We start from the raw sequence: 22,519 nt of genomic DNA on the forward strand, positions 1-22,519 counted from the left end.
CGGTGAACGATGGATCCTGGTGACCGAAATGTCGTTCCCGCCCGCGCCGCCGGAATCGTCCCCGCGTCGCCGTGGCCGGGGCCTGGTCCTGGTGGTGGTTGCCGGAACCGCGTTCGCCGCCCGGCAACACCCCGGTGTCAGCGTGTTCCGGGTGATCGGGGTCGGCGGCGACACTGTTGCCTGCTGCACCGATCGGCACACTTCGGTCAACGGCAAGCCGCTGGCCGAGCCGTACCTCCACGCCGGCGACGGGCTGCAGGCGTTTTCGGCGAAGGTGCCCGAAGGTGCGATCTTCGTCGAGGGCGACAACCGCGGCAACGCCAACGACTCCCGGTTCCGCGGTCCTGTGCAACTGTCCGGGGTGACCGGGGTCGTGGTCGCGACCGGCACAGTGATCACCCCGGTCCCGCTGCCCGCGGTGACCGCGTTCACCGACGTGGGCCTGCCCGGGGCGCCGTTCACCGACTCGACCCTTCCCACCTTGCGTTGGTGGATCCTCGGCGGTTTCGTCCTGTTCGTCGCCGGGTTCACCGGGCTGATCGTGACGCTCGTCCGGACCGCCGGAAGACGACGAACAGCAGCCGCAAACCCACCAGTGCACTGATCACCAGCAGGTTGTAGCCGAACACCTGGTGCAGGGTCAGGTCCTCGGCGATGCGCGGCCCGCCCGAGCCGGTCAGCAGGAACACCGCCATCAGCCCGGTTGCCGCCCCGACGAAGGCCAGCAGGGCTTCGTGGACCAGGCCCGTGACGATGTCGCGGTCGCGCTCGTCGGAGAACAGGCGGACGTTCACCGACAGCCTGCCCTCCTCCAGCGCCGCGCCGATCCGGTCGATGCGGCGGGGGATGCGGCGCAGCACCGGCAGCAGGGCCAGCAGCTCGCCGGTCGCCGTGCGGCCCAGCGAGCCCGGCCGCAGCCCGGCGCCGACCTGCTCGACGGCGAACGCGCGGGACTCGGCGACGACGTCGAAGCCGGGATCCAGTGCGGCCAGCGTGCCCTCCACGGTGGCCAGTGCGCGGAACACCGCGGCCACCGGTGGCGGCACGCTGAGCCGGAAGTCCGCGACCACCCGGAACAGGCCGGCGAACAGGTCGAGGTCCGGCGTGCGGCCGGGGCCGAAGTGCCGGGCGACCAGGGCACCGAGGGCGCGTTCGAGGCGCTGTTCGTCGATCTCGGTGGTGCGGTCGACGATCTCGAGGAGCCCGTCGCGCAGGCCGGCCGGGTCGCCGCGGTCCAGGGCGAGCAGCAGGTTCTGCAGGCCGGCGCGCAGCCCGGCGTCGAGGCGGCCGACCGAGCCGAAGTCGAGCAGGCCCAGGCGGCCGTCGCCGAGCAGCATGAGGTTGCCCGGGTGGGGGTCGGCGTGGAAGATGCCGCCGAGCATCACCTGGTCGAGCAGGCAGCGCAGGAGCGACCGGGCCAGCCGCCGGCGTTCGGCCGCGGGCAGGTCCTTCGCCGCGGTGAGCGGCTTGCCGTCGAGGCGGGACATCACCAGCACGCGGTCGGTCGAAAGTCCTTTGTGGACCTTCGGGAGCACGACGTCCGGGGAGCCCGTGGCGGCCACCGCGGTGATGTTGCGCGCTTCGATGGTGAAGTCGAGTTCCTCGGCCAGCGCGGCGGCGAACCCCTCGGCGAGTCCGGCGACGCCGAGCGAGCGCGCCCAGCCCGCGCGGTCCTCCAGCGCCGCGGCGACGCGCCGGACGATGGCGATGTCGCGTTCGGCCTGCTCCCGCACGCCCGGCCGCTGGACCTTGACCACGACGTCCTCGCCGCTGCGCAGCTTCGCGCGGTAGACCTGCGCGACCGACGCGGCCGCGAGGGGTTCGGGGTCGAACTCGGCGAAGACGTCGTCGGGGGAGCCGCCGAGTTCGTCGGCGAGCAGAGCCCGGACGGCGTCGGCGCGGGCGGGCGCGACCCGGTCCTGGAGGCGGCCGAGCTCGTCGGCGAACACCGGGGGCAGCAGGTCCGCGCGAGTGGAGAGCAGCTGGCCGAGCTTCACAAACGTCACGCCACCCTCTTCCAGCGCGCGGCGCAGGGAGCGCGCGAGCTTGGCGTGGCGCGTCTCGCCCGGTTCGCGACGGCCGGTCAGGTAGCGGCCGAGGCCGTGCTTGACGGCGATCCGGCTGATCTGCGCGTACCGGCGGGTGCGGGCGAGCCGGCCCCGCAGCCGGCCGAGCCCGATGCCGTGCGGGAGCGCCATCTCGGCGACGAACAGGAAGATCAGCGTCGCGAGGAAAGCGCTGCCCGCCAACGGGATCAGCAGCCCGATCGCCGCCCCGCCGTGGTGCAGCAGGGAACCGGGGAACGCCCGCCCGATGCCGCCGGCGACGAGCCAGCCGAAGGCGGCGGCGCACAGGGCGCGCACACCGCCGATCCGGACGCCGAGCACGCGCCGGGCGGCGGCCACGAGCGGCCACAGCAGGAGCACGTACAGGGGGAGGGTCAGCAGGCCCAGCAGGATGTCCATCGGTTCCCTTTCGCCGTCGCCGAGAAGACCACGGCGGCCGGGCCCGGGTGATCACGCGGCGGCGGGAGCGGTCTCCCTCCCGCGGGGGAACGACTTTCGGCCGTGGCCGCCCCGGTGGTGGCCTTCTAACCTGATCGCGCGAACCACGGTGAAGTGCTCTCTTAACCAGACAAAGGAGACACGATGAACGGACGCGTGCTCGGCCGGGTCGTGGCGCTGGCCGCGGCGGTCGCGGCCCCGCTGGCCCTGGGCTCGGTCACCGCCCCGGCCGCTTCGGCGGCCGCGGTGACGACGCTGTACTACAGCTCCGCGGGCGCCCCGGACTACTTGAGCCAGATCGACCAGGGCGCGGCCAACTGGAACGCGGCGGTCACGGACGTCAAGCTGGTCAAGCGCGCCACGGGGGCGACGATCGTGTTCCACGAGGTGCACAGCGGCGGCTCGTACACGAACACGAACGGCCACGGGCGCGGCCAGATCTACCTGGACACGAGCCAGGTGGCGGAGGGCTACGACCCGACCCGCATCGCCGCGCACGAACTCGGCCACAACCTCGGGCTGCCGGACCACTACACCGGCCCGTGCACCGAACTGATGTCCGGCCACGGCCCGGGAACGGCGTGCAAGAACGCGAAGCCGTCCGCAGCCGAGGCGGCGAAGGTGCAGTCGTTGTGGGTGAACGGGTTGGTGCCCCAGGCGGAGACCCGCGCGGTCGCTTGGTGAACCGGTTCGAGGTGGCCTTCGGTGCGCCGGGGGCCACCTCGGCTTTTCTTCCGGCGCGCCCCCAGGGACACGCCGGCGATGACCACCGCGCCGCGGTCACCCCGGCCGGGGACTGACGCGGGTCCACCGCGAGAGGGAGGCGCGCCCGGCGCCCGCCTGCGAGGATCGGCCGGTGCGGATCCTGACGAGTAAGGCGACCTACCGCCGCTGGGTCTACCTCGTCCTCGGCGGTGCCATCAGCGTGCCCTACCTCCTGTTTTCCGGCGTCGCCGTGCCCGCGCTGCTGCCGTTCGTCACCACGCTGGAGCGGGCCACCCTCGTCGGCGGCCTGCTCACCCTGGCCGTGCTGGCCGGGACCGCCTTCCTGCCCGCCGTCCACGTCCTCGAGTCGACCGCGGTCCGGGAGCTGCTCGACGACCCGGTGCCGGACGCGCCCGCCAAACCGCACACCGGCCCGGGCCGGCGGCGCGCCGCGGTGATGTTCGTGCTGCACGTCGGCGCCGGGTTCGTCGTCAGCTCGTTCAGTCTCGCCGCCCCCGTCGGGGTCGGGCTGTCGATCAGCGCCGTCTTCACCGGGCAGCTGTTCCAGACCGGCGGCGGCGACGCGGTCAGCGTGCCGAGGGGGTGGGCGTCGGTGTGGCTGCCCCTGGCCTTCGTTCTCGGCCTGGTGCTGCTGATCTACGCCGTGAGCGTGACCGGCGGGCTGCTGCGCCGGGCCGCGATCGCGCTGCTCGGGACGACCGCCGCCGACCGGATCGCGCGGCTCGAACGGCGGACCGAGCAGCTCGCCGAACGCAACCGGCTGGCCAGGGAGCTGCACGACTCGGTCGGGCACGCGCTGAGCGTCGTCACCGTCCAGGCCGGCGCCGCCCGGCGGACGCTGCGCACCGACCCGGACTTCACCGAGCGGGCGCTCGGCGCCATCGAGGAGTCGGCCCGCACGGCGCTCGACGACCTCGACCACGTCCTCGGCCTGCTGCGCGAGGAGGCGGCCGGCCGGGCCCCGCAGCCGACGCTCACCGCGCTGCCGGCCCTCCTCGAAACGACCCGGCTGGCGGGCACCGACGTGACGGCCGACCTGGACGGCGACCTGGCCGCGGTACCGCCGGTGGTGTCCCGCGAGGTCTACCGGATCCTGCAGGAATGCCTGACCAACGCGGTGCGCCACGCCGGTAGGGTCCCGGTGACGGTGGTCGTCGGCGTCGCGGCGCACGAGCTCCGCGCGCGGGTCGCCAACCCGCTGGGCGGCGGCACGCGCCGGGCCGGCGGCGGGCGGGGGTTGCGGGGGATGGCCGAGCGGGTGGCGGTGCTCGGCGGCGAGCTGTCGGCCGGGCCGGGGGACGGGATCTGGGAGGTCGTGGTGCGGGTGCCGTGGGGGAGCGGGCGATGAACGTCGGTGTGCTGCTGGTGGACGACGAACCGCTGATCCGGGCCGGGCTGAAGGCGATCGTCGACAGCGAAGACGGCCTGACCGTGCTCGGCGAGGCCGCCGACGGAGCCGAGGTGCCCGGGCTGGTCGCCCGGCTGCGTCCCGACGTCGTGCTGATGGACGTGCGGATGCCCGCCGTGGACGGGATCCGGGCCACCACCCACCTGATGTCCACTGTGGACGAGCCGCCGAAGGTGATCGTGGTGACCACCTTCGAGAACGACGACTACGTCTACGACGCGCTCCTCGCCGGTGCCAGCGGGTTCCTGCTCAAGCGGGCCCGGCCGGAGGAGATCGTCGCGGCGATCCGGACCGTCGTGGCCGGGGAGTCCTTACTGTTCCCCGCGGCGATCCGCCGGCTGGCCGCCCAGCACGCCCCCGCCCCGGCCTGTGACGGCCTGGCCTCGGCCGGCCTGACCGAGCGCGAGCGCGAAGTGCTGCGGCTGATGGCCGGCGGACTGTCCAATGTGGAGATCGCGGGCGAGCTGTACGTCGGTGTCCAGACGGTGAAGACCCACGTGGGCAACGTGCTGGCGAAGCTCGGCGCGCGGGACCGGACCCAGGCGGTGATCCGGGCGTACGACTCGGGCTTCGTGGCACCGTCCCGCTGATTCGGGCACCATGGTCCGCATGACTGCCGCCTACGACGAGTTCGCCGCGGCCTACACGGCCGAGAACGAAGCCAGCCTGATGAACGCCTACTACGAGCGGCCCGCGACCCTCGCGCTCGCCGGTGCCGTGGCGGGCCGCCGGATCCTCGACGCCGGCTGCGGCTCGGGCCCGCTGTTCGCCGAGCTGCGGGCGAAGGGCGCGGTCGTCAGCGGGTTCGACCAGAGCGCCGGGATGATCGAGCACGCCCGGCGGCTGCTGGGGGCGGACGCGGACCTGCGGGTCGCCGACCTGGCCGACCCGCTCCCGTTCCCCGACGCGGAGTTCGACGACGTCGTGGCGTCGCTGGTGCTGCACTACCTGCGGGACTGGGAGCCGGTGCTCGCCGAAGTCCGGCGCGTCCTGAAGCCCGGCGGCCGGCTCATCGCTTCGGTCAACCACCCGATGATGGTCAACCTGACCCACCGCCACGAGGGCCCGCGGCCGGACTACTTCGAGCCGTACACCTGGACCGACGAGTTCGAGCTGCACGGCGAAAAAGCGCGGATGACGTTCTGGAACAAGCCCCTGCACGCGATGACCGACGCCTTCACCGCGGCCGGTTTCCGGATCGCCGTCATCAGCGAACCGCACCCCACCCCGGCCGCCCGCGAGCTGTTCCCCGGCGACTTCGAAATCCTCGACACCTTCCCGAGCTTCCTGTTCTTCGTCCTGGAAGCGGAGTAGGCGTCAGTCGAGGCAGAACTCGTTGCCCTCGACGTCCTGCATGTTCTGGCAGGACTCGTTTTCCTCGTCGGCGAGCAGGAGCTGTCCGCGGACCGCGCCGAGTTTCTCCAGCCGCGCGCACTCGGCCTCGAGGGCGGCGAGCCGCTCCTCGCCGACGAGCCCGGTGCCGACCCGGACGTCGAGGTGCACGCGGTTCTTGACGACCTTGCCCTCGGGCACCTGCTGGAAGTACAGCCGCGGGCCTGCCCCGGTGGGGTCGCTGCACGCGACGCCGCTGCTGTGGAGCTCGTACCCCAGCACCTCGCACCAGAACCGGGCGACGCGCTCCGGATCCGCGCAGTCGAAGGTGACCTGAACCTGCCTGACCGACGTCATGCCGCCCACCATAGGCGGCGCGGGCAAGGGGATTTTCAGCCGAGGTCGTCGAGCAGGGCCTGGATCGCCGCCGCCATCGCCGCCGGGTCGCCGTCGCCCGGGCGCAGCACCATGTCCGGCGACGACGGCCGCTCGTAGGGGGCGTCGATGCCGGTGAACCCGGTGATCTCCCCGGCGCGCGCCTTCGCGTACATCCCCTTCGGGTCGCGGGCTTCGCAGACCTCCAGGGGCGTGTCGACGAAGACCTCCACGAACGGCAGCCCGTCGTGGATCGTCCGTGCCCGGGCGCGGTCGGCCTCGTACGGGCTGATCAGCGACGCGATCGCGACCACGCCCGCGTCCGCGAACAACCGGGCCACCTCGGCCACCCGCCGGACGTTCTCCGCGCGGTCCTCGGGGCTGAACCCGAGACCGGCGTTGAGCCCGTGGCGCAGGTTGTCGCCGTCGAGCAGGTACGCCGGGCGGCCCGCCGCGACCAGCCGGCGCTCCAGCTCGACCGCCACCGACGACTTGCCCGACGCCGAGAGCCCGGTCAGCCACACCGTCGCGCCACGCGTCGGGCGGTCTTCACGCCGCACCGCCGCAGTGTGCCAGACGACCGGGGACGCCACCGCGCCGGTGATCATGCCCGCCGCCACTGTGTCGCCGGTGTGCTCGTCGACCAGCAGGAAGCCCCCGGTGGCCCGGTTGCGGCGGTAGGGGTCGAACAGCAGCGGCGACCGCGTGCGCAGCCGGATGCGGCCGATGTCGTTCAGGGACAGCGCTTCCGCCGTCTCGTCGCGGTGCAGCGTGGTGACGTCGAGGCGGTACTCCAGCCGTTCCACCGTGCCCCGCGTCTCGGTGGTCGTGTGGCGCACCGCGTACGTCGCGCCCGGCGTCAGCGCCGCGCGCTCGGAGAACCAGCAGACCAGGGCGTCCACCTCGCGGGCCGACTCCGCGCGGTTCCCGGGCCGGCAGAGCATGGCCCCGCGGCCGAGGTCGAGGTCGTCGGCCAGCTCCACGGCCACCGCCTGGCCGGTGAACGCCTCGTCCAGGGGCTGCCCGCCCGGGCCCCAGACCGCGCGCACCTTCGACGTGAACCCCGAGGGCAGCGCCACGACCTCGTCACCCGGCTTGAACACCCCGCCGGCGATGGTGCCCGCGTAGCCGCGGAAGTCGGACCGCCGGATGACGTACTGCACCGGGAACCGCGCGTCGATCAGGTTGCGGTCGGAAGCGACGTGCACTTCCTCCAGCTGGTGCAGCAGCGAAGTGCCTTCGTACCACGGCATGCTGGCGCTGCGGTGGACGACGTTGTCGCCGTGCAGCGCCGAAACCGGCACGAACGTCAGGTCGGCGACGTCGAGTTTCATCGCGAACCGGCGGAAGTCCTCGCGGATCTCGTCGAACCGTTCCCGCGACCAGTCGACGAGGTCCATCTTGTTCACGCACACCACGAGGTGCCCGATGCCGAGCAGCGACGCCAGGAACGCGTGCCGCCGCGACTGTTCGAGGACGCCCTTGCGCGCGTCGACCAGGATCAGCGCCAGGTCGGCGGTGGAAGCGCCGGTCACCATGTTGCGCGTGTACTGCAGGTGCCCCGGGGTGTCCGCGATGATGAACTTCCGCTTGGGCGTGGCGAAGTAGCGGTGGGCGACGTCGATCGTGATGCCCTGCTCGCGCTCGGCCCGCAGCCCGTCGGTGAGCAGCGCGAGGTCGGGGTAGTCCTCGCCGCGGTCCCGGCTGGCGCGTTCGACGGCGGCGAGCTGGTCGGTGAAGATCGCCTTCGAGTCGAACAGCAGCCGCCCGATCAGCGTGGACTTGCCGTCGTCCACGCTCCCGGCGGTGGCGATCCGCAGCAGCTGCATCAGAAGTAGCCCTCTCGCTTGCGGTCTTCCATGCCGGCCTCGGAAATCCGGTCGTCGGCCCGGGTCGCCCCGCGTTCGGTGACGCGGGTGGCGGCCACCTCGGCGACCACTTCGGACGGTGTCGTCGCCGACGATTCGACGCAGCCGGTGCAGGTGGCGTCGCCGACGGTCCGGAAGCGCACGGTCGCCTCGTACGGCGTCTCACCGTCCACGAGGGACAGAAAGCGGGTGGCCGCCAGCAGCATGCCGTCGCGTTGCACGACCGGGCGTTTGTGCGCGTAATACAGCGGCGGCAGCGCGATCCGCTCGTCGCGGATGTACTGCCAGATGTCGAGTTCGGTCCAGTTCGACAGCGGGAAGACGCGGATGTGCTCGCCGCGGCGGTGCCGCCCGTTGTAGAGGTTCCACAGCTCCGGGCGCTGCGCCCGCGGGTTCCACTGGCCGTGCTCGTCGCGGAAGCTGAACACGCGCTCCTTGGCCCGGGCCTTCTCCTCGTCCCGGCGGGCGCCGCCGAACACGGCGTCGAAGCCGCCCTCGCGGATCGCCCGCAGCAGGGTCACCGTCTGCAGCCGGTTGCGGCTCGCCCGCGGCCCGGTCTCCTCGACGACGCGGCCGGCGTCGATGTCGTCCTGCACGCTCGCGACCTCGAGCCGCAGGCCGAGCGCGGCGACGGTCTCGTCGCGGAACCGGATGACCTCGTCGAAGTTGTGGCCGGTGTCGACGTGCAGCACCGGGAACGGCAGCGGCGCGGGCCAGAAGGCCTTCGCGGCCGCGTGCAGCATCACCACCGAGTCCTTGCCGCCGGAGAAGAGCAGGACCGGGCGCTCGAAGGTCGCCGCGACTTCACGGAAGACGTGCACGGCCTCCGCTTCGAGCGCGGCCAGGTGCGAGAGCTCGTACGAGGTCACGGACACCGGAAAAAAGTAGAACATGTTCTTGTCTTTGGTCAAGCGGTGCGGGACGCTGTCTGCATGGACCTGGGCGTGCTCGAAGAGATCAAGCGGCTGAAGTACCGGTACCTGCGCGGGGTGGACCTGAAGCTGTGGGACGAGGTGGCCGACACCTTCACCGTCGACGCCACGGCCGACTACGGGACCCGGGCGGTCGGGAGTGAGGGCAAGCGGTTCGAGGGCCGCGACGCCATCGTCGAGTTCCTCACCCAGAGCCTCGGCAACGGCATCATCACGGTGCACCACGCAGCTCAGCCCGAGATCGAGGTCGACGGCGACACCGCGACCGGGCGGTGGTCGTTCACCGACAAGGTCATCGTGCCCGACCACAAGGTGATCATCGAAGGCGCCGCGTTCTACGAGGACACCTACCGCCGCGACCACGACGGCGCCTGGCGGATGACGCACATCGGGTACGTCCGGACCTACGAATCGATGATGTCCTGGGAGGCCATCCCCGGCTACCGGCTGCTCGCGAACCGCTGGGCCGTGCCGGCATGATCGAGAACGAGTTCTCGTTGACCCGGTCGTTCGCCGACGCCATCGTCGAGGCCGAGAAGCTGATCGCCGAAGCCCCGCCGGCGCAGACCGAGCAGGGCCTGCTGGAGGGCTACGACTACCTCGCCGGCAGCATCCGCGCGTCGCTGCAGATGGCCTGGGCCTACCAGCGCGACTTCCCGTACTTCACCGCGTCCACCGGGCCGTACACGAAGATGGGCCTCGACAACCCGGACACGCTGTACTTCAACGCGAACATCCGCGCCGACCGCGAGTACCTGGTCACCGGCGTCCGGGGCAGCACCGCCGACCTGAGCTTCCAGGTCCTCAACGGCGACTACTCGCCGGTGGAGGTGCCCGACAGCCTCGCCGCGTTCGACGACCGGAAGCTCGAGATCGGCCCGGACGGCCGGTTCGAGCTGCGCTTCGGCCCGGCCCGAGAAAACCCGGGACCGAACTACTTCGTCCTCGGCGAAGGCTCGTCGATGCTCGTCGTCCGCGAGGTCTACAGCGACTGGGCGACCGAACGCCGCGGCGAGATCCGCATCCGGTGCGTCGACACCGCGGGCCAGGCGCCGCCGGTGCCGGATCGGTCGGCGCTGGCGAAGCGCTACGGCGTCACCGGCAAAATCCTGCTGAGCCGGCTCAAGACGTTCCTGGCCTTCCCGAAGTGGTTCTACTACGACCTGCCGGTGAACACGCTGACCGAGCCGCGCTCCACGCCGGGCGGGCTGACCACGCAGTTCTCCTCGGCCGGGCACTACGAGCTCGGCCCGGAAGAGGCGATGATCGTCACCGTGCCGCGCTGTGCGGACGCGCCGTACCAGGGCATCCAGCTCGGCAGCCTCTGGTACGTCTCGCTCGACTACATCAACCACCAGACGAGCCTCACCGCCGACCAGGCCCGCGTCGACCCGGACGGCAAGATCCGGTTCGTGCTCGCCGAACGCGACCCCGGCCTGGCGAACTGGCTGGAGCTGACCGGCCACGACCGCGGGTACGTGCAGATCCGCTGGCAGCGGCTCGCCCGCGACCTCGGCCCGGACGACGGCCCGGTCGTCGAGGTGGTCAAGACCGACGAACTGCCCGACCGCCTGCCGTACCACGCCGACGCGCGGGTGACGCCGGAGCAGTGGGCGGCGCGGATCGCGGCCCGGCAGGACGCCGTCGCCGCCCGGATGCTGGGGTGAACGTGGAGAACGTGTTGCAGGGCAAGGTGGTCGTCGTCTCGGGCATCGGGCCCGGGCTCGGCCGGTCGATCGCCGTGCGCAGCGCGCAGGCGGGCGCGGACGTCGTGCTCGCCGCGCGCACCGAGTCGCGGCTGAGCGAGGTCGCGAAGGAGGTGACCGACCTCGGCCGCCGGGCGGTCGCGGTCCGCACCGACATCGACGACGCGGACTCCGCGGCGAACCTGGTGAACGAGGCGGTCGAGGCGTTCGGCCGGGTGGACGCGGTGGTGCACAACGCCTTCGCCGTCCCGCCGCTCACCGATCTGGCCACTGTGGACTTAGACGCCGTCCGCGCCGGCTTCGAGACCGCGGCGATTTCCGTGCTCCGGCTGACCCGGCTGTTCCTGCCCGCGCTCAAGGAGAGCAAGGGCTCGCTGGTGATGATCAATTCGGCGGTGCTGCGGCATTCGCGGCGGACGTTCGGCGCCTACAAGATGGCGAAGTCGGCGCTGCTGTCGCTGTCCCAGAGCCTCGCCAGCGAGCTGGGGCCGGACGGCGTGCGCGTCAACACCGTGGCGCCCGGGTACATCTGGGGGCCGAACCTCCAGTGGTACTTCGCCTACCTGGCCAAGGAACGCGGCATCACACCGGAAGACGTCTACGCCGAGACAGCGTCCACAATAGACCTGCGCAAGCTGCCGGAGCCCGACGAGATCGCCGACGCGGTGGTGTTCCTCGCCTCCCCGATGGCGCGCGCGATCACCGGGCAGTGCCTCGACGTCAACGGCGGCGAGTACCACCACTGAGGAGGACCCATGCGCCCCGGCCGGGAAGACGTCGGCACCTTCGACGACCTGCACGCCTCGGCGTCGAAGCTCACCGGGCTCGACGACTTCGGCGCGGACGAGTACGCCGAGGGCCTGCGCGTGCTGCTGGAGTCGTACGAGGCCGACGAGGAACTGACGCCCTACGGCAACAAGGTGCACCGGGCGATGCTGCGCGGCGCGCTGGTGGCGCGGCTGCTGAGCGAGGCGTCGTGGAAGCAGAACCCGGCGTACGCGGACGTCCGCATCGAGCGGCCGATCTTCGTCACCGGGCTGCCCCGCACGGGCACGACGGCGCTGCACCGGCTGCTCGCCGAGGACCCCGCGCACCAGGGGCTCGAGGTGTGGCTCGCCGAGGTCCCGCAGCCGCGGCCGCCGCGGGAGACGTGGGCGGACAACCCGATCTTCCAGGGGATCCAGGCGGGGTACGAGCGCCACCACGTCGAGCACCCGGAGTTCATGGGTGTCCACCACATGTCCGCCGACCAGGTGGAGGAGTGCTGGCAGCTGCTGCGCCAGTCGATGCGGTCGGTGTCGTTCGAGTGCCTGGCACACCTGCCGCGGTATTCGCGCTGGCTGGCCAAACAGGACTGGACGGACGCCTACGCCCGGCACCGGCGAAACCTGCAGCTGATCGGGCTGCCGGACGCGGGCAAGCGCTGGGTGCTCAAGAACCCGAGCCACCTGTTCGCCCTGGACGCGCTGATGGCGAACTACCCGGACGCGCTGGTGATCCAGACGCACCGGGCGCCGAGCACGATCATGGCGTCGATGTGCAGCCTCGCCGAGAAGGCCGCGGACGGCTGGTCGTCGAAGTTTCGCGGCGAGGTGATCGGCCGAGGCCAGCTGGAGCTGTGGGCCCGCGGAGCGGACGAGTTCGGCTGGGCCCGCGCGCGCCACAACCCGGCGCAGTTCTGCGACGTCCGGTACGAGGACTTCGTGGCGGACCCGATCGGCACGGTGTCCACTGTGTACGACCACTTCGGACTGGAGTTCACGCCGGAAGCCCGCACGGCCATGACGGCGGTGCACGAGGCGAGCCGGACGGGGGAGCGCAAGCCGGTGCACCGCTACAGCCTGGCGGACTTCGGGTTGACGCCCGAGGAGGTCGACGAGCGGTTCGCGAGCTACCTGTCCGCGCACGAGTTCAGCCGGTGATCAGCTCGACGACCTCGGCCGTGGTCGGTCCGGCGGCCATTTCCCCGGCCAGCTCCCGCGCCCGATCCCGGTAACGCGGATCGTCCAGCACCGCGCGAACCGCCCGCCGCAGCATCCGGGGCGAGGCCGAAGCGCGGGCGTGGCCGATCCCGGCTCCGGACCAGGCGACCCGGGCCGCGACCTCGCGCTTGTCCTCGCTCGCCCCGACCACGACCAGCGGCACCCCGTAGCGCAGCGCGTGGTTGACGCCGCCGTACCCGCCGTTGGTGACCGCCGCGGCGCAGCGGGGGAGCAGCTCGTCGTACGGCAGGAGGCCGGCCACCCGGACGTTGTCCGGCAGCGGGCCCGGCCGCAGCCGTCCGCCGCCGGTCGTAGCGACGACCAGGACGTCCTCGCCGGCCAGGGCGTCGATGGCCGGCTCGACGAGGCGGCCGAGGTCGTCGTTCGCGATCGTCCCCTGGGTCACGTGCACCACCGGGCGGCCGCCGTCGAGGTCGGCCCACCACGGCGGCAGCGGGTGCTCGCTCGCCGCGCTGACCGTCGTCGGCCCGATGAAGTGCAGCGGCACGCCCGGCCGCGGGTACTCGAAACCCGGGCAGGTCATCTGCAGGACGCCGTCGCTGCGCAGGGGCCAGTCCGTGAACAGCATGCCCGGGTCGCCGCCGAGGAGGTCTTTCGCCAGCTCCTGCGCCGGGCGCGTCACCCACGGCGCCAGCGTCCTGAGGATCGCGCCGCGCAGCGGGTGCCCGGGCGGGCCGGTCGGGACGGGCGGCATGAACGGCAGGAACCCCAGCGTCAGCACGCGCGGCCGCCGGGCGCGCCGGACCAGGGCCAGCCCGGCCATCATCAGCGGATCGCAGAGCACGACGTCGGCGTCCTGCGCGTCGATCACGCTCAGCTGCGCGGGCATGGCGCGGACGAAGTGGGTCAGCTCGAACCGGGCGAGTTTCGGCCCGCTCAGCCCGGCGCGGCCGGGGATCGTGCCGTCCAGGTCCGTCTCGTCGAAGTCGGCCTCCGCGGGCAGGACGGCGACGGTGGCGCCCAGGTCTTCGAACGTCCGCCGGTAGCGCGCCCCGGTGACGACGGTGACCTCGTGCCCGGCCGCGACCAGCGCCTCGGCGATCGGCTTGGTCGGCCCGACGTGGCCGCGCGCGGGCTGCACGCCGACGAGTACGCGAGTCATGGCTCCCCCTTTGAGCGATACGCTGTACTATTCAATTGATGACGATACCCGAAGGCGCGCGACGCCGGTACGAATCGCCGGTGCGCGAGGAACGCGCGCGGCGAACCCGGGCCCACGTGGTGGCGACGGCGGGGAAGCTGTTCGCTGCACGCGGTTACGGGGGCACGAGCATGCGGCAGATCGCGGCGGAGGCGGGCGTGAGCCTGGAGACGGTGACGCAGACGGGCCGCAAGCCGCAGCTGCTGCTGGCCGCCTTCCGCGACGGCTTCGCGGGCGACCCGGACGCGATGAACCTGGACGCCCTCGCCGGCCCGGCCGGCCCGGCGGACCTGCCGTCGGTGGTGGCCCGGGTGGCGGCGGGACTGCGCGGCTCGTTGCCGATCTGGCGCGCGTTCACGACGGCGGCCGCGGCGGACCCCGAGGTGGCGGCGGTCCGCGCGGAGCTGGCGGCGGCGCGCCGCGCGGAGATCGCCGAGCGGCTGCTGGCGGCGGGGCTGGCGGGAGGCGGGTCGATCGGCCGCCTGGCGGACGCGATCGGGCTGCTCATGTCCCACGAGGCGTACGACCACCTGACCGCGGTGTGCGGCTGGACGCACGAGGAGTACGTCGCCTGGGCGGCGATGGCCGTCCCGGCACAGCTCACCCTCGACTGGTCAGCCGGCGGCGGCCTGTAACCCCCGGGTGCCGATGCCGCGCAGCACTTCCACCCGCTCCGCGCCCGGGCGGCTCAGCACCCAGCTCGACCCCGGCACCGCCTTCGCACGCTTCTTCAACGGCGCCAGCAGCCGCGAAACCTCCTGGTACGACCCGATCGCCCCGCTCGCGCACACCAGGGTCGCCAGCGAGACCGTCACCGGCAGGCCCTCCGCCGACCACGCCCGGTCCAGCAGCGCCCCCGCCACCGTCGCGATCTCGTCGACGTCGCAGACCACCAGGAAGTCGTCGCCGCCCACGTGGCTCACGCGCATGCGCCGCAGGCCGCCGGCCAGTTCCGTCAGCGCCGCGCCCAGCTCGCGGATCAGGTTGTCGCCCGCCGCGAAGCCGGCCGTGTCGTTGATCGCCTTGAAGCCGTCGATGTCCAGCCAGGCCGCCACGAACGGCTCGCCGATCGTGATCCGGCGGGCGACGTCGCGGGCGATCGTGTCGCTGCCCGGCAAGCGGGTCAGCGGGTTCAGCGCCGCCGCCGCTTCGACCTTCGCCTCGGCCACGCCGCGGACCACCTCGGTCACCAGCACCACGCCGAGGCAGCGGCCGAGCTCGTCGACCACGACCACGTCGTCGCCGGTGCGGCCCCAGTCGGCGTCGGTGACCAGCTCGAGGAACTCCATCGCGCCCGCGCGGGCCTCGATCGTGTGCGGCGTGTCCGCGAGCCGGGCCGCCGGGCGCTTCGCGTGCAGCGCGTGGCCGTACGGCCCGGTGACCGCCACCAGGAACCGCGTCCGGTCGACCGACCAGCGCGGCCGGTTCAGCTCGTCCACGCCGATCACCCCGGACGGCGCGTCGGCCGCCGCGAGCACCGCGCGGACTTCGTCGCAGGTCGCCGTTTCCGGCAGCGTCGTCGCCGGGCGGAGGAAGTCGCCGACGCACGGCGCCGGCGCCCCGGTCGTGGGACGGCCGCGCGTGAGCAGGGCCGGCGCGGGACCGGCCGCGGTCGGCGGCGCGAGCAGGTGCCCCTGCGCGATCCGGACGCCCAGGGCGCGGACGGCGTCGAGCTGCTCGCCGGTCTCCACGCCGGTCGCGACCAGCCGGGTGCCGGTGCGGTTCGTGTAGTGCAGCAACGCCTCGGCCACGGCGACCGACGCCTGGTCGTCCGGGAGCCCGCGCAGCACGGTCCGGTCGAGCTTCACCAGGTCGATCGGCGCCTCGACCAGCAGGCCGAGCGGCAGGTCGCCGCGGCCGAGGCCGTCGAGCGCGATCCGGAAGCCGAGCTCGGTGAGCTCCCGCATCCCGGCGAGGGCGCGGCCGGCGGGCAGCGGCGCGAACGGCGGGCCGATCTCCAGGACGACGTCGCGGGTGCGGCGGCCCGCGTCGCCGAGCTCTTCGAGGAGGTCGTCGTACATCGACGGCGGCGCGGCCAGCGTGCGCGCCGAAAGGTTGAGGTGCAGGGGGAGCGACGTCGGGTTCTCCGCGTCCTGCCGGACGGCGGCGACCGCGAGCCCGATGTCGGCTTCGGCGAGGCGGCCGTCGCGGCGCGCCTGCGCGAGCAGTTCCGGGACCGTTCCGCGGCCGGGCCTGGCCAGCGCTTCGTGCGCCACGACACCTCCCGTGTGGAGGCTGTACAGCGGCTGGAAGGCGAAGCGGACCGCGCGTGGCGACTTCACGGCCCCGATCGTCGCGGGTCACGCGGCGAAGCGGAACCGATGTCGGCTGATGTTCACCGTGGGTTACCCACATCGGCGTAACTGCTTCAGTGTTGACTTATATAAGTAGCTGCTTGTAGCTTGGCGGGGTGCACGCGTTCGACGTCCTCGGCGACCCGGTCCGCCGCCGGATCCTCGAGTTGCTGGCCGACGGCGAGCGGGCCGCCGGCGCGGTGACCGAGGTGATCCGGGCCGAGTTCGGCATCTCGCAGCCGGCCGTGTCGCAGCACCTGAAGGTGTTGCGCGAGAACGGGTTCGCCGTCGTCCGCCAGGACGGCACGAGGCGGCTGTACGCGGTCGGCCACGCGCCGCTGCGGGACATCGACGGCTGGCTCGACCGGTTCCGCCGGTACTGGACGCCGCCGCTGGACGCGCTGGCCACCGAAATCGCCCGCGGCAAGCGTGCCCGGCGCCTCACCGAAGGAGAAGGTTCGTGATCGACGTCAACCACCAGATCAGCGCCGTCCGCCGGACGCTCGGCGACCGGGTGCTCGAGGGGAAGGAGGCCCGCGTCCTCACGATCAGCCAGGTCTACGACACCGACCTCGACGACCTGTGGGACGCCTGCACGAACCCCGAACGCATCCCCCGCTGGTTCCTGCCGGTCAGCGGCGAGCTGAAGGTCGGCGGGAAGTACCAGCTGGAGGGCAACGCCGGCGGCACGGTCGAGCGCTGCGACCCGCCGAAGAGCTTCGCCGCGACGTGGGAGTTCGACGGCAACGTCAGCTGGATCGAGGTGCGGCTGACGCCGGAGGGTTCGGGCACGCGGTTCGAGCTGGAGCACGTGGCGCACGTCGACGAGCGCTGGGACGAGTTCGGCCCGGGCGCGGTCGGCATCGGCTGGGACGGGGCGCTGGTCGGCCTGGTCCTGCACCTGCGCGCGCCGGGCACGGCCGTCGACCCCGAGGCGGCGATGGCCTGGATGATGTCGGCCGACGGCATCCGGTTCATGACGGCGTCGAACGAGGCCTGGTACGAGGCCGACGTCGCGGCGGGCGCGGACCCGGCCCAGGCCCGCGCGGCGGCCGACCGCACGCTGAAGGCGTACACCACGCCGCCCGAGTGATGCCCGGCGGAACTCGCGTGATCCAAGTCGGAACTCGCGTGATTGAAGCCGGAACTCGCGAGTTACGGCTTCAATCACGCGAATCACGGGCCTGATCACGCGGGATACGTGTTCGAACACCCGAGACCAGAGGGTCGACACGGTGGTGGCTCGGCCGCCGTTCGGGGGAACCTGCGGGATAGGGTCGGGCGCATGGATCAGGAGACCGACCCGCGGGCCGCGCGGCGTGATCCCGTGGCGAACGTCGGCGGGTTCACCGACCTGGCGACCAGCCCGTTCCGGATCGACCGCGACCGGATCGCCGCGTCGCCGTTCTTCGCGCGGCTCGGCGGCGTGACGCAGGTCGTCAGCGCCGGCGGGGCCGGGCTGCTGCACAACCGGCTGACCCACAGCCTCAAGGTCGCGCAGGTCGCCCGCGCGATCGCCGAGCGGATCACCGGCGGGCCCGACGCCGGCCTCGCCGACAAGCTGGGCGGCTGCGACCCCGACGTCGCCGAGGCCGCCGCGCTCGCCCACGACCTCGGGCACCCGCCGTTCGGGCACCTCGGGGAGCAGACGCTCGACCGCATCGCCCGCCACCGCTTCGGCCTCGCCGACGGCTTCGAGGGCAACGCGCAGACGTTCCGGATCATCACCACCACCGACGTGCGCGGGCCGTCGGCGATCGGGCTGGACCTGACCGCCGCCGTCCGGGCCGCCGTCCTCAAGTACCCGTGGCTGCGGCTGCACCACCCCGCGCCGCACCCGTCGGAACTGGCCGTGCCGCCGCGCGGGGCGGCCGAGCCGGGCGACCTGCCGGGCACCGGCGCGGCCAAGTTCTCCGCCTACGCCACCGAACTCGACGACTTCGAGCAGGCGCGCGCGGCCTTCGCGGGCCGCGTCGAAGGCTGGCAGCAGACCGTCGAAGCGTCCGTGATGGACACCGCCGACGACATCGCCTACGCCATCCACGACCTGCAGGACTTCCACCGCATCGGCGTCCTGCAGCACGCCCCGGTCGCCGCGGAGCTGGGGGAGTGGCTCGAGCACGCGGCCGAACTCGTGTCGCTGGACGACGAGACGCTGCACGCGGACCTGCGCCGCCCGGGCCGGTCGCTGGAGCGCCTCCGCCGCCGCATGCACGCGAAGGACGCCTGGATCGTCGATGACGACGCGTTCGCCGCCGCGGTGGCGCGGGTGCGCGCGGAGCTGGTCGACGGGCTGCTGGCCGGCGAGTTCGACGGCTCGATCGAGGCCGAGCAGGCCACGGCGGCGTTCTCCGCGAACTGGACGTCCCGCCTGGTCGACGGCGTGTTCCTGCTGGCCTCGCCGTCCACCCGCACCGGGCACGTGTCGCTGCGGCCCGCCCAGTGGCACGAAGTGCAGGTGCTCAAGTTCGTGCACCGCCGGTTCGTGCTGCTGCGCCCGGACCTCGCGCTGCACCAGCGCGGCCAGGCCGGGGTGGTGACGAGCCTGGTCGACGCGCTCGACGCGTGGCTCCTCGACCGCGACGAGGTGTCCCGCCTGCCGCGGCGGTTGCACGACCTGGTCGAGCTGGCTCGCGCGGAGTACGCCGGGCTGGCGCGTTCGGCGCCGGAGCTGCTGGTGGGCGCGACGGGCGAGCCGGTGACGGGGGCGGACGCGGTGCGCGGCCTGGCGCGCGGCCGGGCGGTGGTCGACTTCGTGGCGTCGCTGACGGACAAGCAGGCGGTGACGCTGCTGGACGCCCTCTCCGGGCGGGCCGCGCAGCCGTGGTCGGATTCGTTCGTGCTCTGAGGGCGCCGTAACGAACTTTCCCGGCCGCCTCGGCGGTTGCACGGTCCGGCGTGTTGCTTGTGGACGTCCCAGCCGGACGTCCCACTCCGTGATCACCCTTGCGGGCGGTGGTGGGACGATCATTTGTCCGGTGCGTGTCCGGTGACCGGTTCACCGCTGCGCTGAACGGCCTACGTCGTCCGGCCCATTCGGGAAATTATCCGTCCTTTGTCACTCGAACGGCTGATGTTTACGGAGAACTCCCGGTACTTAGCTGGGTTCAGCCGGTGATCACCGGCGTCGGTCAGCGTGAGTCGGGGCACGCGCCTTGGAGATTCGGAGGGCGCCCGTGCGTCGTACCCGTTCCACGAGATCGAGATCCACTGTGTTCACCGCCGGAGCCGCGGCCCTGCTCGCTGCGCTCGGCCTGGTTTCCCCGCCCGTCGCGGGGGCCGCACCCGCGTCCGGTCCGGACGCGTTCAGCGAAACCGCTCAGCAACAGATCGCCGCCCTGCAGGCGGTCAAGGCGGGCCGCACCGCCGCCGAGTCCAAAGTGGACAGCAAGCTGCTCGTCGCCGAAAAGGGCGTGGGGAAGCAGCTGAACGCACTGCAGTCTGGGGCCACCGTTTCCGCGGCCGGGACCGTCCTGGTCGACATCCGCGCGAGCAAGGTCTCGCCGGACCTCCTCGCCGGGCTGACCAAGGCCGGAGCGGGCATCCGCGCGGTGTCCGACCGCTACGGCAGCGTCCGCGCCGAAGTCCCGTTGGCCAAGGTCGGCGAGATCGCCGCGCGCGACGACGTCAAGCGCGTCGAGCAGGCCGACCAGGCGATGACCGCCCGGGAGCTCGCCACGCCGGCGACGTCCGGCAAGTCCGACACCAAGACCGAAACCAAGCAGCAGAAGGCCGATCGCATCGCCGGCGAGCTGCAGAAGGCCGTGGCCGCCAAGAGCCGGCGCAGTGCCGCCGCGGCCGCGCCGCTGGTCAGCGAAGGCGACCGCGCCCACAACGCCGACCTCGCCCGCCAGCAGTTCGGCGTCACCGGCGTCGGCGTCAAGGCGTGCGCCCTGTCCGACGGCGTCGACTCCCTGGCCGCTTCGCAGGCCAAGGGCGAACTCCCGCCGGACGTCGACGTCATCGCCGGCCAGGAGGGCGACGGCGACGAGGGCACCGCGATGCTCGAGATCATCCACGACCTCGCGCCCCGCGCCGCGCTCGGCTTCGCCTCGGCGTTCAACTCCGACGCCAGCTTCGCGGACAACATCCGCAAGCTGCGCTTCGAGTCGCACTGCGACGTCATCGTCGACGACGTCATCTACTTCAAGGAATCGCCGTTCCAGGACTGGATCATCGCCCAGGCCGTGAACGACGTGACCGCCGACGGCGCGCTGTACTTCTCCTCCGCCGGCAACGAAGGCAACGTCACCAGCGGCACCGCCGCGCACTGGGAAGGCGACTTCGTCGACTCCGGCAAGTCGGTCGGCAAGTTCGCCGGCACCGCGCACAACTTCGCCGGCGCGGCGGGCAACCAGATCTACGAGCCGATCTCGAACGCGTCCTCGGCCAACGTGCCGGTGACGCTGCACTGGTCGGACCCGCTCGGCGCGTCCGCGAACGACTACGACCTCTACCTGCTCAACTCCGCGGGCGCGGTCGTCAGTTTCAGCCAGGACGTCCAGACCGGCACCCAGGACCCGTACGAGCGCGTCACGACGCCGGCCTTCGGCGGGACCGGGCTGCGCCTGGCCATCGTGAAGTTCTCGGGCCAGAACCGCTACCTGTCGCTTTCGGCGCTGCGCGGCCGGTTCTCCGACTCGGCCGACGGGCTCAAGGCCTACAACACCCCGGGCGTGACGGTCGGCCACTCGGCCGCGCGGGACGCCTTCAGCGTCGCGGCCGCCCCGGCGGCCAAGGCGTTCGGCCGGGCACTGGAACCGGGCGACCCGGCCAACCCGGCGGGCCCGTACCCGGGCGCGTTCAGCGGGGCCACCAAGGCCGAGCGGTTCTCCTCCGACGGCCCGCGCCGCGTGTTCTACGAGGCGAACGGCACGCCGATCACCCCGGGCAACGTGTCCTCGACCGGTGGTGAGGTCCGCAACAAGCCGGAGATCACCGCGGCCGACGGCGTCACCACCAGCGTGACCGGGTTCAACCCGTTCTTCGGCACCTCGGCCGCCGCCCCGCACGCGGCCGCCATCGCCGCGCTCGTGCTGTCCGGCAACCCCGGCCTGCCGCCCGCGGAGGTCCGGGAGGCGCTGATCAACACCGCGATCGACATCGAAACCCCGGGCCGCGACAACTTCACCGGGGCCGGCGTCATCCTCGCGGACAAGGTGCTGGCCTACACCGGTGCCAGCCCGCAGCCCCTCGCGGTGGCCAAGCAGCCGACGGTCACCCCGGCCGACGGCGGCTCGGCGCTCGACCCGGGCGACACCGCCAAGGTGACGCTGCCGGTGACCAACGACGGCGACGGCACCGCGGTGTCCACCAGCGTCGTGCTCACCAGCCCGACCCCGGGTGTCACGGTGGCGCCGCGGTCGAAGTCCTACGGCACCATCAGCCCGGGACAGACCGGCGTCAACGACTTCACCATCACCGTCCCGGCGAGCCAGCAGCTCGGCGTGCCGGTGGTGCTGAACGCCCGCGTCACCTTCGCGGGGGCGCACTCGCCGACGACGACGTCGTTCTCGCTCCCGGTCGGCACCCCGTCGCCGGTCGCGCAGGACTTCGCCTACACCGGCGCGCCGGTGGACATCCCGGACAACAGCCCGGTCGGCGCGTCGGTGAGCATCCCGGTCACCGGGGTCGGCCGCGCGTCCAAGGTGACGTTCTCCGTGGACGGCACCACGTGCAGCACCGACCCGACCTCGACCGCGGTGGGCCTGAACCACTCGTACGTCGGTGACCTGGTCGGCACGCTGACCGCGCCCTCCGGGGCGAAGGCCACCGTGTTCCAGCGCAACGGCGGCTCGGGCAAGAACCTGTGCAAGGTCGTCTTCGCCGACAGCGCGGCGGCCGCGTTCAGCACGGTGACCTCGGCCAACGCGCCGTTCACCGGCTCGTGGCGGCCGACGCAGGCCCTGACCGGCAACCTCGCCGGCGCGGCCGCCGACGGCACGTGGACGTTCGCGGTGGTCGACGCGGCCGGCGGCGACGCCGGTTCGATCCGCTCGGTCGCCCTGCACATCAACGGGTTCGTGCAGCCCCCGGCGGCCGGAGCGCCGTCGAACGTCCGGGGCGTGACCAACAACGGCCCGGTGCACCCGCTGTAAGCCCCAAGCGCCCCAATGTGGCGGGGGGGGGGGGGGGGGGGCCCCCCCCCCCCCCCCCGGGGGGGCCCCCCCCCTCGGCCGACCCCACCTGTGAGGGGGGGGTTTTTGGAATGCATGACCCGCCCCCCCCCG

20 protein-coding genes are annotated in these 22,519 nt (G+C 72.7%); 14 read left to right on the forward strand and 6 right to left on the reverse strand.

Going from position 1 to position 22,519, the window contains the following annotated elements; all coding sequences use genetic code 11:
- The first annotated feature begins 28 nt into the window (after window positions 1-28).
- Window positions 29-604: a signal peptidase I gene (lepB, locus tag ACWEF6_RS20020; RefSeq protein ID WP_449684344.1), complete on the forward strand. Its 576-nt coding sequence runs from the start codon at window positions 29-31 to the stop codon at window positions 602-604.
- On the opposite strand, the gene ACWEF6_RS20025 is transcribed toward lepB, so the two are convergent.
- On the reverse strand, window positions 528-2,465 hold the full coding sequence (locus tag ACWEF6_RS20025) for an ABC1 kinase family protein (protein ID WP_449684322.1): 1,938 nt from the start codon (window positions 2,463-2,465) through the stop codon (window positions 528-530). The two genes, lepB and ACWEF6_RS20025, sit on opposite strands and share 77 nt — an antisense overlap.
- Before the next feature lie 183 nt (window positions 2,466-2,648).
- Between ACWEF6_RS20025 and ACWEF6_RS20030 the strand changes: the two genes are divergently transcribed.
- The 4 genes from ACWEF6_RS20030 (at window position 2,649) to ACWEF6_RS20045 (ending at window position 5,952) form a co-directional block, all read left to right on the forward strand.
- Entirely contained in the window at window positions 2,649-3,188 is a 540-nt protein-coding gene (locus ACWEF6_RS20030; RefSeq protein ID WP_449684323.1) for a snapalysin family zinc-dependent metalloprotease, read from the forward strand.
- A 172-nt stretch (window positions 3,189-3,360) separates the two neighbouring features.
- Window positions 3,361-4,578, forward strand: a complete 1,218-nt coding sequence (locus tag ACWEF6_RS20035) for a sensor histidine kinase (RefSeq protein WP_449684324.1) — start codon at window positions 3,361-3,363, stop codon at window positions 4,576-4,578.
- A complete protein-coding gene (locus tag ACWEF6_RS20040; RefSeq protein WP_449684325.1) occupies window positions 4,575-5,228 on the forward strand; it encodes a response regulator in 654 nt (217 codons plus the stop codon). The genes ACWEF6_RS20035 and ACWEF6_RS20040 overlap by 4 nt, the downstream gene beginning before the upstream one ends.
- A gap of 19 nt (window positions 5,229-5,247) precedes the next feature.
- Window positions 5,248-5,952 carry a class I SAM-dependent methyltransferase gene (locus ACWEF6_RS20045; protein ID WP_449684326.1) on the forward strand — a complete coding sequence of 235 codons (705 nt, stop codon included), beginning with the start codon at window positions 5,248-5,250 and terminating at the stop codon, window positions 5,950-5,952.
- A 3-nt stretch (window positions 5,953-5,955) separates the two neighbouring features.
- On the opposite strand, the gene ACWEF6_RS20050 is transcribed toward ACWEF6_RS20045, so the two are convergent.
- From ACWEF6_RS20050 to cysD, 3 genes are read right to left on the reverse strand one after another with little or no spacing between them, the layout of a single operon-like run.
- A complete protein-coding gene (locus ACWEF6_RS20050; RefSeq protein WP_449684327.1) occupies window positions 5,956-6,327 on the reverse strand; it encodes a VOC family protein in 372 nt (123 codons plus the stop codon).
- A 35-nt stretch (window positions 6,328-6,362) separates the two neighbouring features.
- On the reverse strand, window positions 6,363-8,174 hold the full coding sequence (cysC, locus tag ACWEF6_RS20055; protein WP_449684328.1) for an adenylyl-sulfate kinase: 1,812 nt from the start codon (window positions 8,172-8,174) through the stop codon (window positions 6,363-6,365).
- Window positions 8,174-9,106, reverse strand: a complete 933-nt coding sequence (cysD, locus tag ACWEF6_RS20060) for a sulfate adenylyltransferase subunit CysD (protein ID WP_449684329.1) — start codon at window positions 9,104-9,106, stop codon at window positions 8,174-8,176. The genes cysC and cysD overlap by 1 nt, the downstream gene beginning before the upstream one ends.
- Before the next feature lie 39 nt (window positions 9,107-9,145).
- Between cysD and ACWEF6_RS20065 the strand changes: the two genes are divergently transcribed.
- From ACWEF6_RS20065 to ACWEF6_RS20080, 4 genes are read left to right on the forward strand one after another with little or no spacing between them, the layout of a single operon-like run.
- A complete protein-coding gene (locus ACWEF6_RS20065) occupies window positions 9,146-9,625 on the forward strand; it encodes a nuclear transport factor 2 family protein (protein WP_449684330.1) in 480 nt (159 codons plus the stop codon).
- A complete protein-coding gene (locus tag ACWEF6_RS20070) occupies window positions 9,622-10,812 on the forward strand; it encodes a hypothetical protein (RefSeq protein ID WP_449684331.1) in 1,191 nt (396 codons plus the stop codon). Before ACWEF6_RS20065 ends, ACWEF6_RS20070 begins: the two co-directional genes overlap by 4 nt.
- On the forward strand, window positions 10,809-11,597 hold the full coding sequence (locus ACWEF6_RS20075) for an SDR family oxidoreductase (protein WP_449684332.1): 789 nt from the start codon (window positions 10,809-10,811) through the stop codon (window positions 11,595-11,597). Before ACWEF6_RS20070 ends, ACWEF6_RS20075 begins: the two co-directional genes overlap by 4 nt.
- 9 nt (window positions 11,598-11,606) lie before the next feature.
- The gene (locus ACWEF6_RS20080) at window positions 11,607-12,773 is read left to right on the forward strand and encodes a sulfotransferase family protein (protein WP_449684333.1); all 1,167 of its coding nucleotides are present in this window, start codon (window positions 11,607-11,609) and stop codon (window positions 12,771-12,773) included.
- Here ACWEF6_RS20080 and ACWEF6_RS20085 read toward each other — a convergent pair.
- On the reverse strand, window positions 12,763-13,956 hold the full coding sequence (locus ACWEF6_RS20085; protein ID WP_449684334.1) for a nucleotide disphospho-sugar-binding domain-containing protein: 1,194 nt from the start codon (window positions 13,954-13,956) through the stop codon (window positions 12,763-12,765). The genes ACWEF6_RS20080 and ACWEF6_RS20085 overlap by 11 nt on opposite strands.
- Window positions 13,957-13,994: 38 nt before the next feature.
- Between ACWEF6_RS20085 and ACWEF6_RS20090 the strand changes: the two genes are divergently transcribed.
- The gene (locus tag ACWEF6_RS20090) at window positions 13,995-14,630 is read left to right on the forward strand and encodes a TetR/AcrR family transcriptional regulator (protein ID WP_449684336.1); all 636 of its coding nucleotides are present in this window, start codon (window positions 13,995-13,997) and stop codon (window positions 14,628-14,630) included.
- On the opposite strand, the gene ACWEF6_RS20095 is transcribed toward ACWEF6_RS20090, so the two are convergent.
- Window positions 14,610-16,277, reverse strand: coding sequence for an EAL domain-containing protein (locus tag ACWEF6_RS20095; RefSeq protein ID WP_449684337.1), 1,668 nt, complete (start codon window positions 16,275-16,277; stop codon window positions 14,610-14,612). The two genes, ACWEF6_RS20090 and ACWEF6_RS20095, sit on opposite strands and share 21 nt — an antisense overlap.
- A gap of 128 nt (window positions 16,278-16,405) precedes the next feature.
- Here ACWEF6_RS20095 and ACWEF6_RS20100 point away from each other — a divergent pair, with 128 nt between their 5' ends.
- From ACWEF6_RS20100 to ACWEF6_RS20115, 4 genes are all read left to right on the forward strand, one after another.
- Entirely contained in the window at window positions 16,406-16,753 is a 348-nt protein-coding gene (locus ACWEF6_RS20100; RefSeq protein ID WP_003071258.1) for an ArsR/SmtB family transcription factor, read from the forward strand.
- On the forward strand, window positions 16,750-17,382 hold the full coding sequence (locus ACWEF6_RS20105; protein ID WP_449684338.1) for an SRPBCC family protein: 633 nt from the start codon (window positions 16,750-16,752) through the stop codon (window positions 17,380-17,382). Before ACWEF6_RS20100 ends, ACWEF6_RS20105 begins: the two co-directional genes overlap by 4 nt.
- A gap of 192 nt (window positions 17,383-17,574) precedes the next feature.
- Entirely contained in the window at window positions 17,575-19,137 is a 1,563-nt protein-coding gene (locus tag ACWEF6_RS20110; RefSeq protein ID WP_449684339.1) for a deoxyguanosinetriphosphate triphosphohydrolase family protein, read from the forward strand.
- Window positions 19,138-19,501: 364 nt separating this feature from the next.
- On the forward strand, window positions 19,502-22,387 hold the full coding sequence (locus ACWEF6_RS20115) for a S8 family serine peptidase (protein WP_449684340.1): 2,886 nt from the start codon (window positions 19,502-19,504) through the stop codon (window positions 22,385-22,387).
- The last annotated feature ends 132 nt before the right edge of the window (window positions 22,388-22,519 follow it).

Source organism: Amycolatopsis sp. NPDC004772 (genome assembly GCF_053601215.1).

What these genes read in the sequence shown, in the direction of transcription:
- lepB (WP_449684344.1), top strand. Translation starts at nt 29, where the DNA reads ATGTCGTTCCCGCCCGCGCCGCCGGAATCGTCCCCGCGTCGCCGTGGC.
- ACWEF6_RS20030 (WP_449684323.1), top strand. Translation starts at nt 2,649, where the DNA reads ATGAACGGACGCGTGCTCGGCCGGGTCGTGGCGCTGGCCGCGGCGGTC.
- ACWEF6_RS20040 (WP_449684325.1), top strand. Translation starts at nt 4,575, where the DNA reads ATGAACGTCGGTGTGCTGCTGGTGGACGACGAACCGCTGATCCGGGCC.
- ACWEF6_RS20085 (WP_449684334.1), bottom strand. Translation starts at nt 13,956, where the DNA reads ATGACTCGCGTACTCGTCGGCGTGCAGCCCGCGCGCGGCCACGTCGGG.
- ACWEF6_RS20025 (WP_449684322.1), bottom strand. Translation starts at nt 2,465, where the DNA reads ATGGACATCCTGCTGGGCCTGCTGACCCTCCCCCTGTACGTGCTCCTG.
- cysC (WP_449684328.1), bottom strand. Translation starts at nt 8,174, where the DNA reads ATGCAGCTGCTGCGGATCGCCACCGCCGGGAGCGTGGACGACGGCAAG.
- ACWEF6_RS20110 (WP_449684339.1), top strand. Translation starts at nt 17,575, where the DNA reads ATGGATCAGGAGACCGACCCGCGGGCCGCGCGGCGTGATCCCGTGGCG.
- ACWEF6_RS20045 (WP_449684326.1), top strand. Translation starts at nt 5,248, where the DNA reads ATGACTGCCGCCTACGACGAGTTCGCCGCGGCCTACACGGCCGAGAAC.
- cysD (WP_449684329.1), bottom strand. Translation starts at nt 9,106, where the DNA reads ATGTTCTACTTTTTTCCGGTGTCCGTGACCTCGTACGAGCTCTCGCAC.
- ACWEF6_RS20050 (WP_449684327.1), bottom strand. Translation starts at nt 6,327, where the DNA reads ATGACGTCGGTCAGGCAGGTTCAGGTCACCTTCGACTGCGCGGATCCG.
- ACWEF6_RS20080 (WP_449684333.1), top strand. Translation starts at nt 11,607, where the DNA reads ATGCGCCCCGGCCGGGAAGACGTCGGCACCTTCGACGACCTGCACGCC.
- ACWEF6_RS20070 (WP_449684331.1), top strand. Translation starts at nt 9,622, where the DNA reads ATGATCGAGAACGAGTTCTCGTTGACCCGGTCGTTCGCCGACGCCATC.
- ACWEF6_RS20065 (WP_449684330.1), top strand. Translation starts at nt 9,146, where the DNA reads ATGGACCTGGGCGTGCTCGAAGAGATCAAGCGGCTGAAGTACCGGTAC.
- ACWEF6_RS20090 (WP_449684336.1), top strand. Translation starts at nt 13,995, where the DNA reads ATGACGATACCCGAAGGCGCGCGACGCCGGTACGAATCGCCGGTGCGC.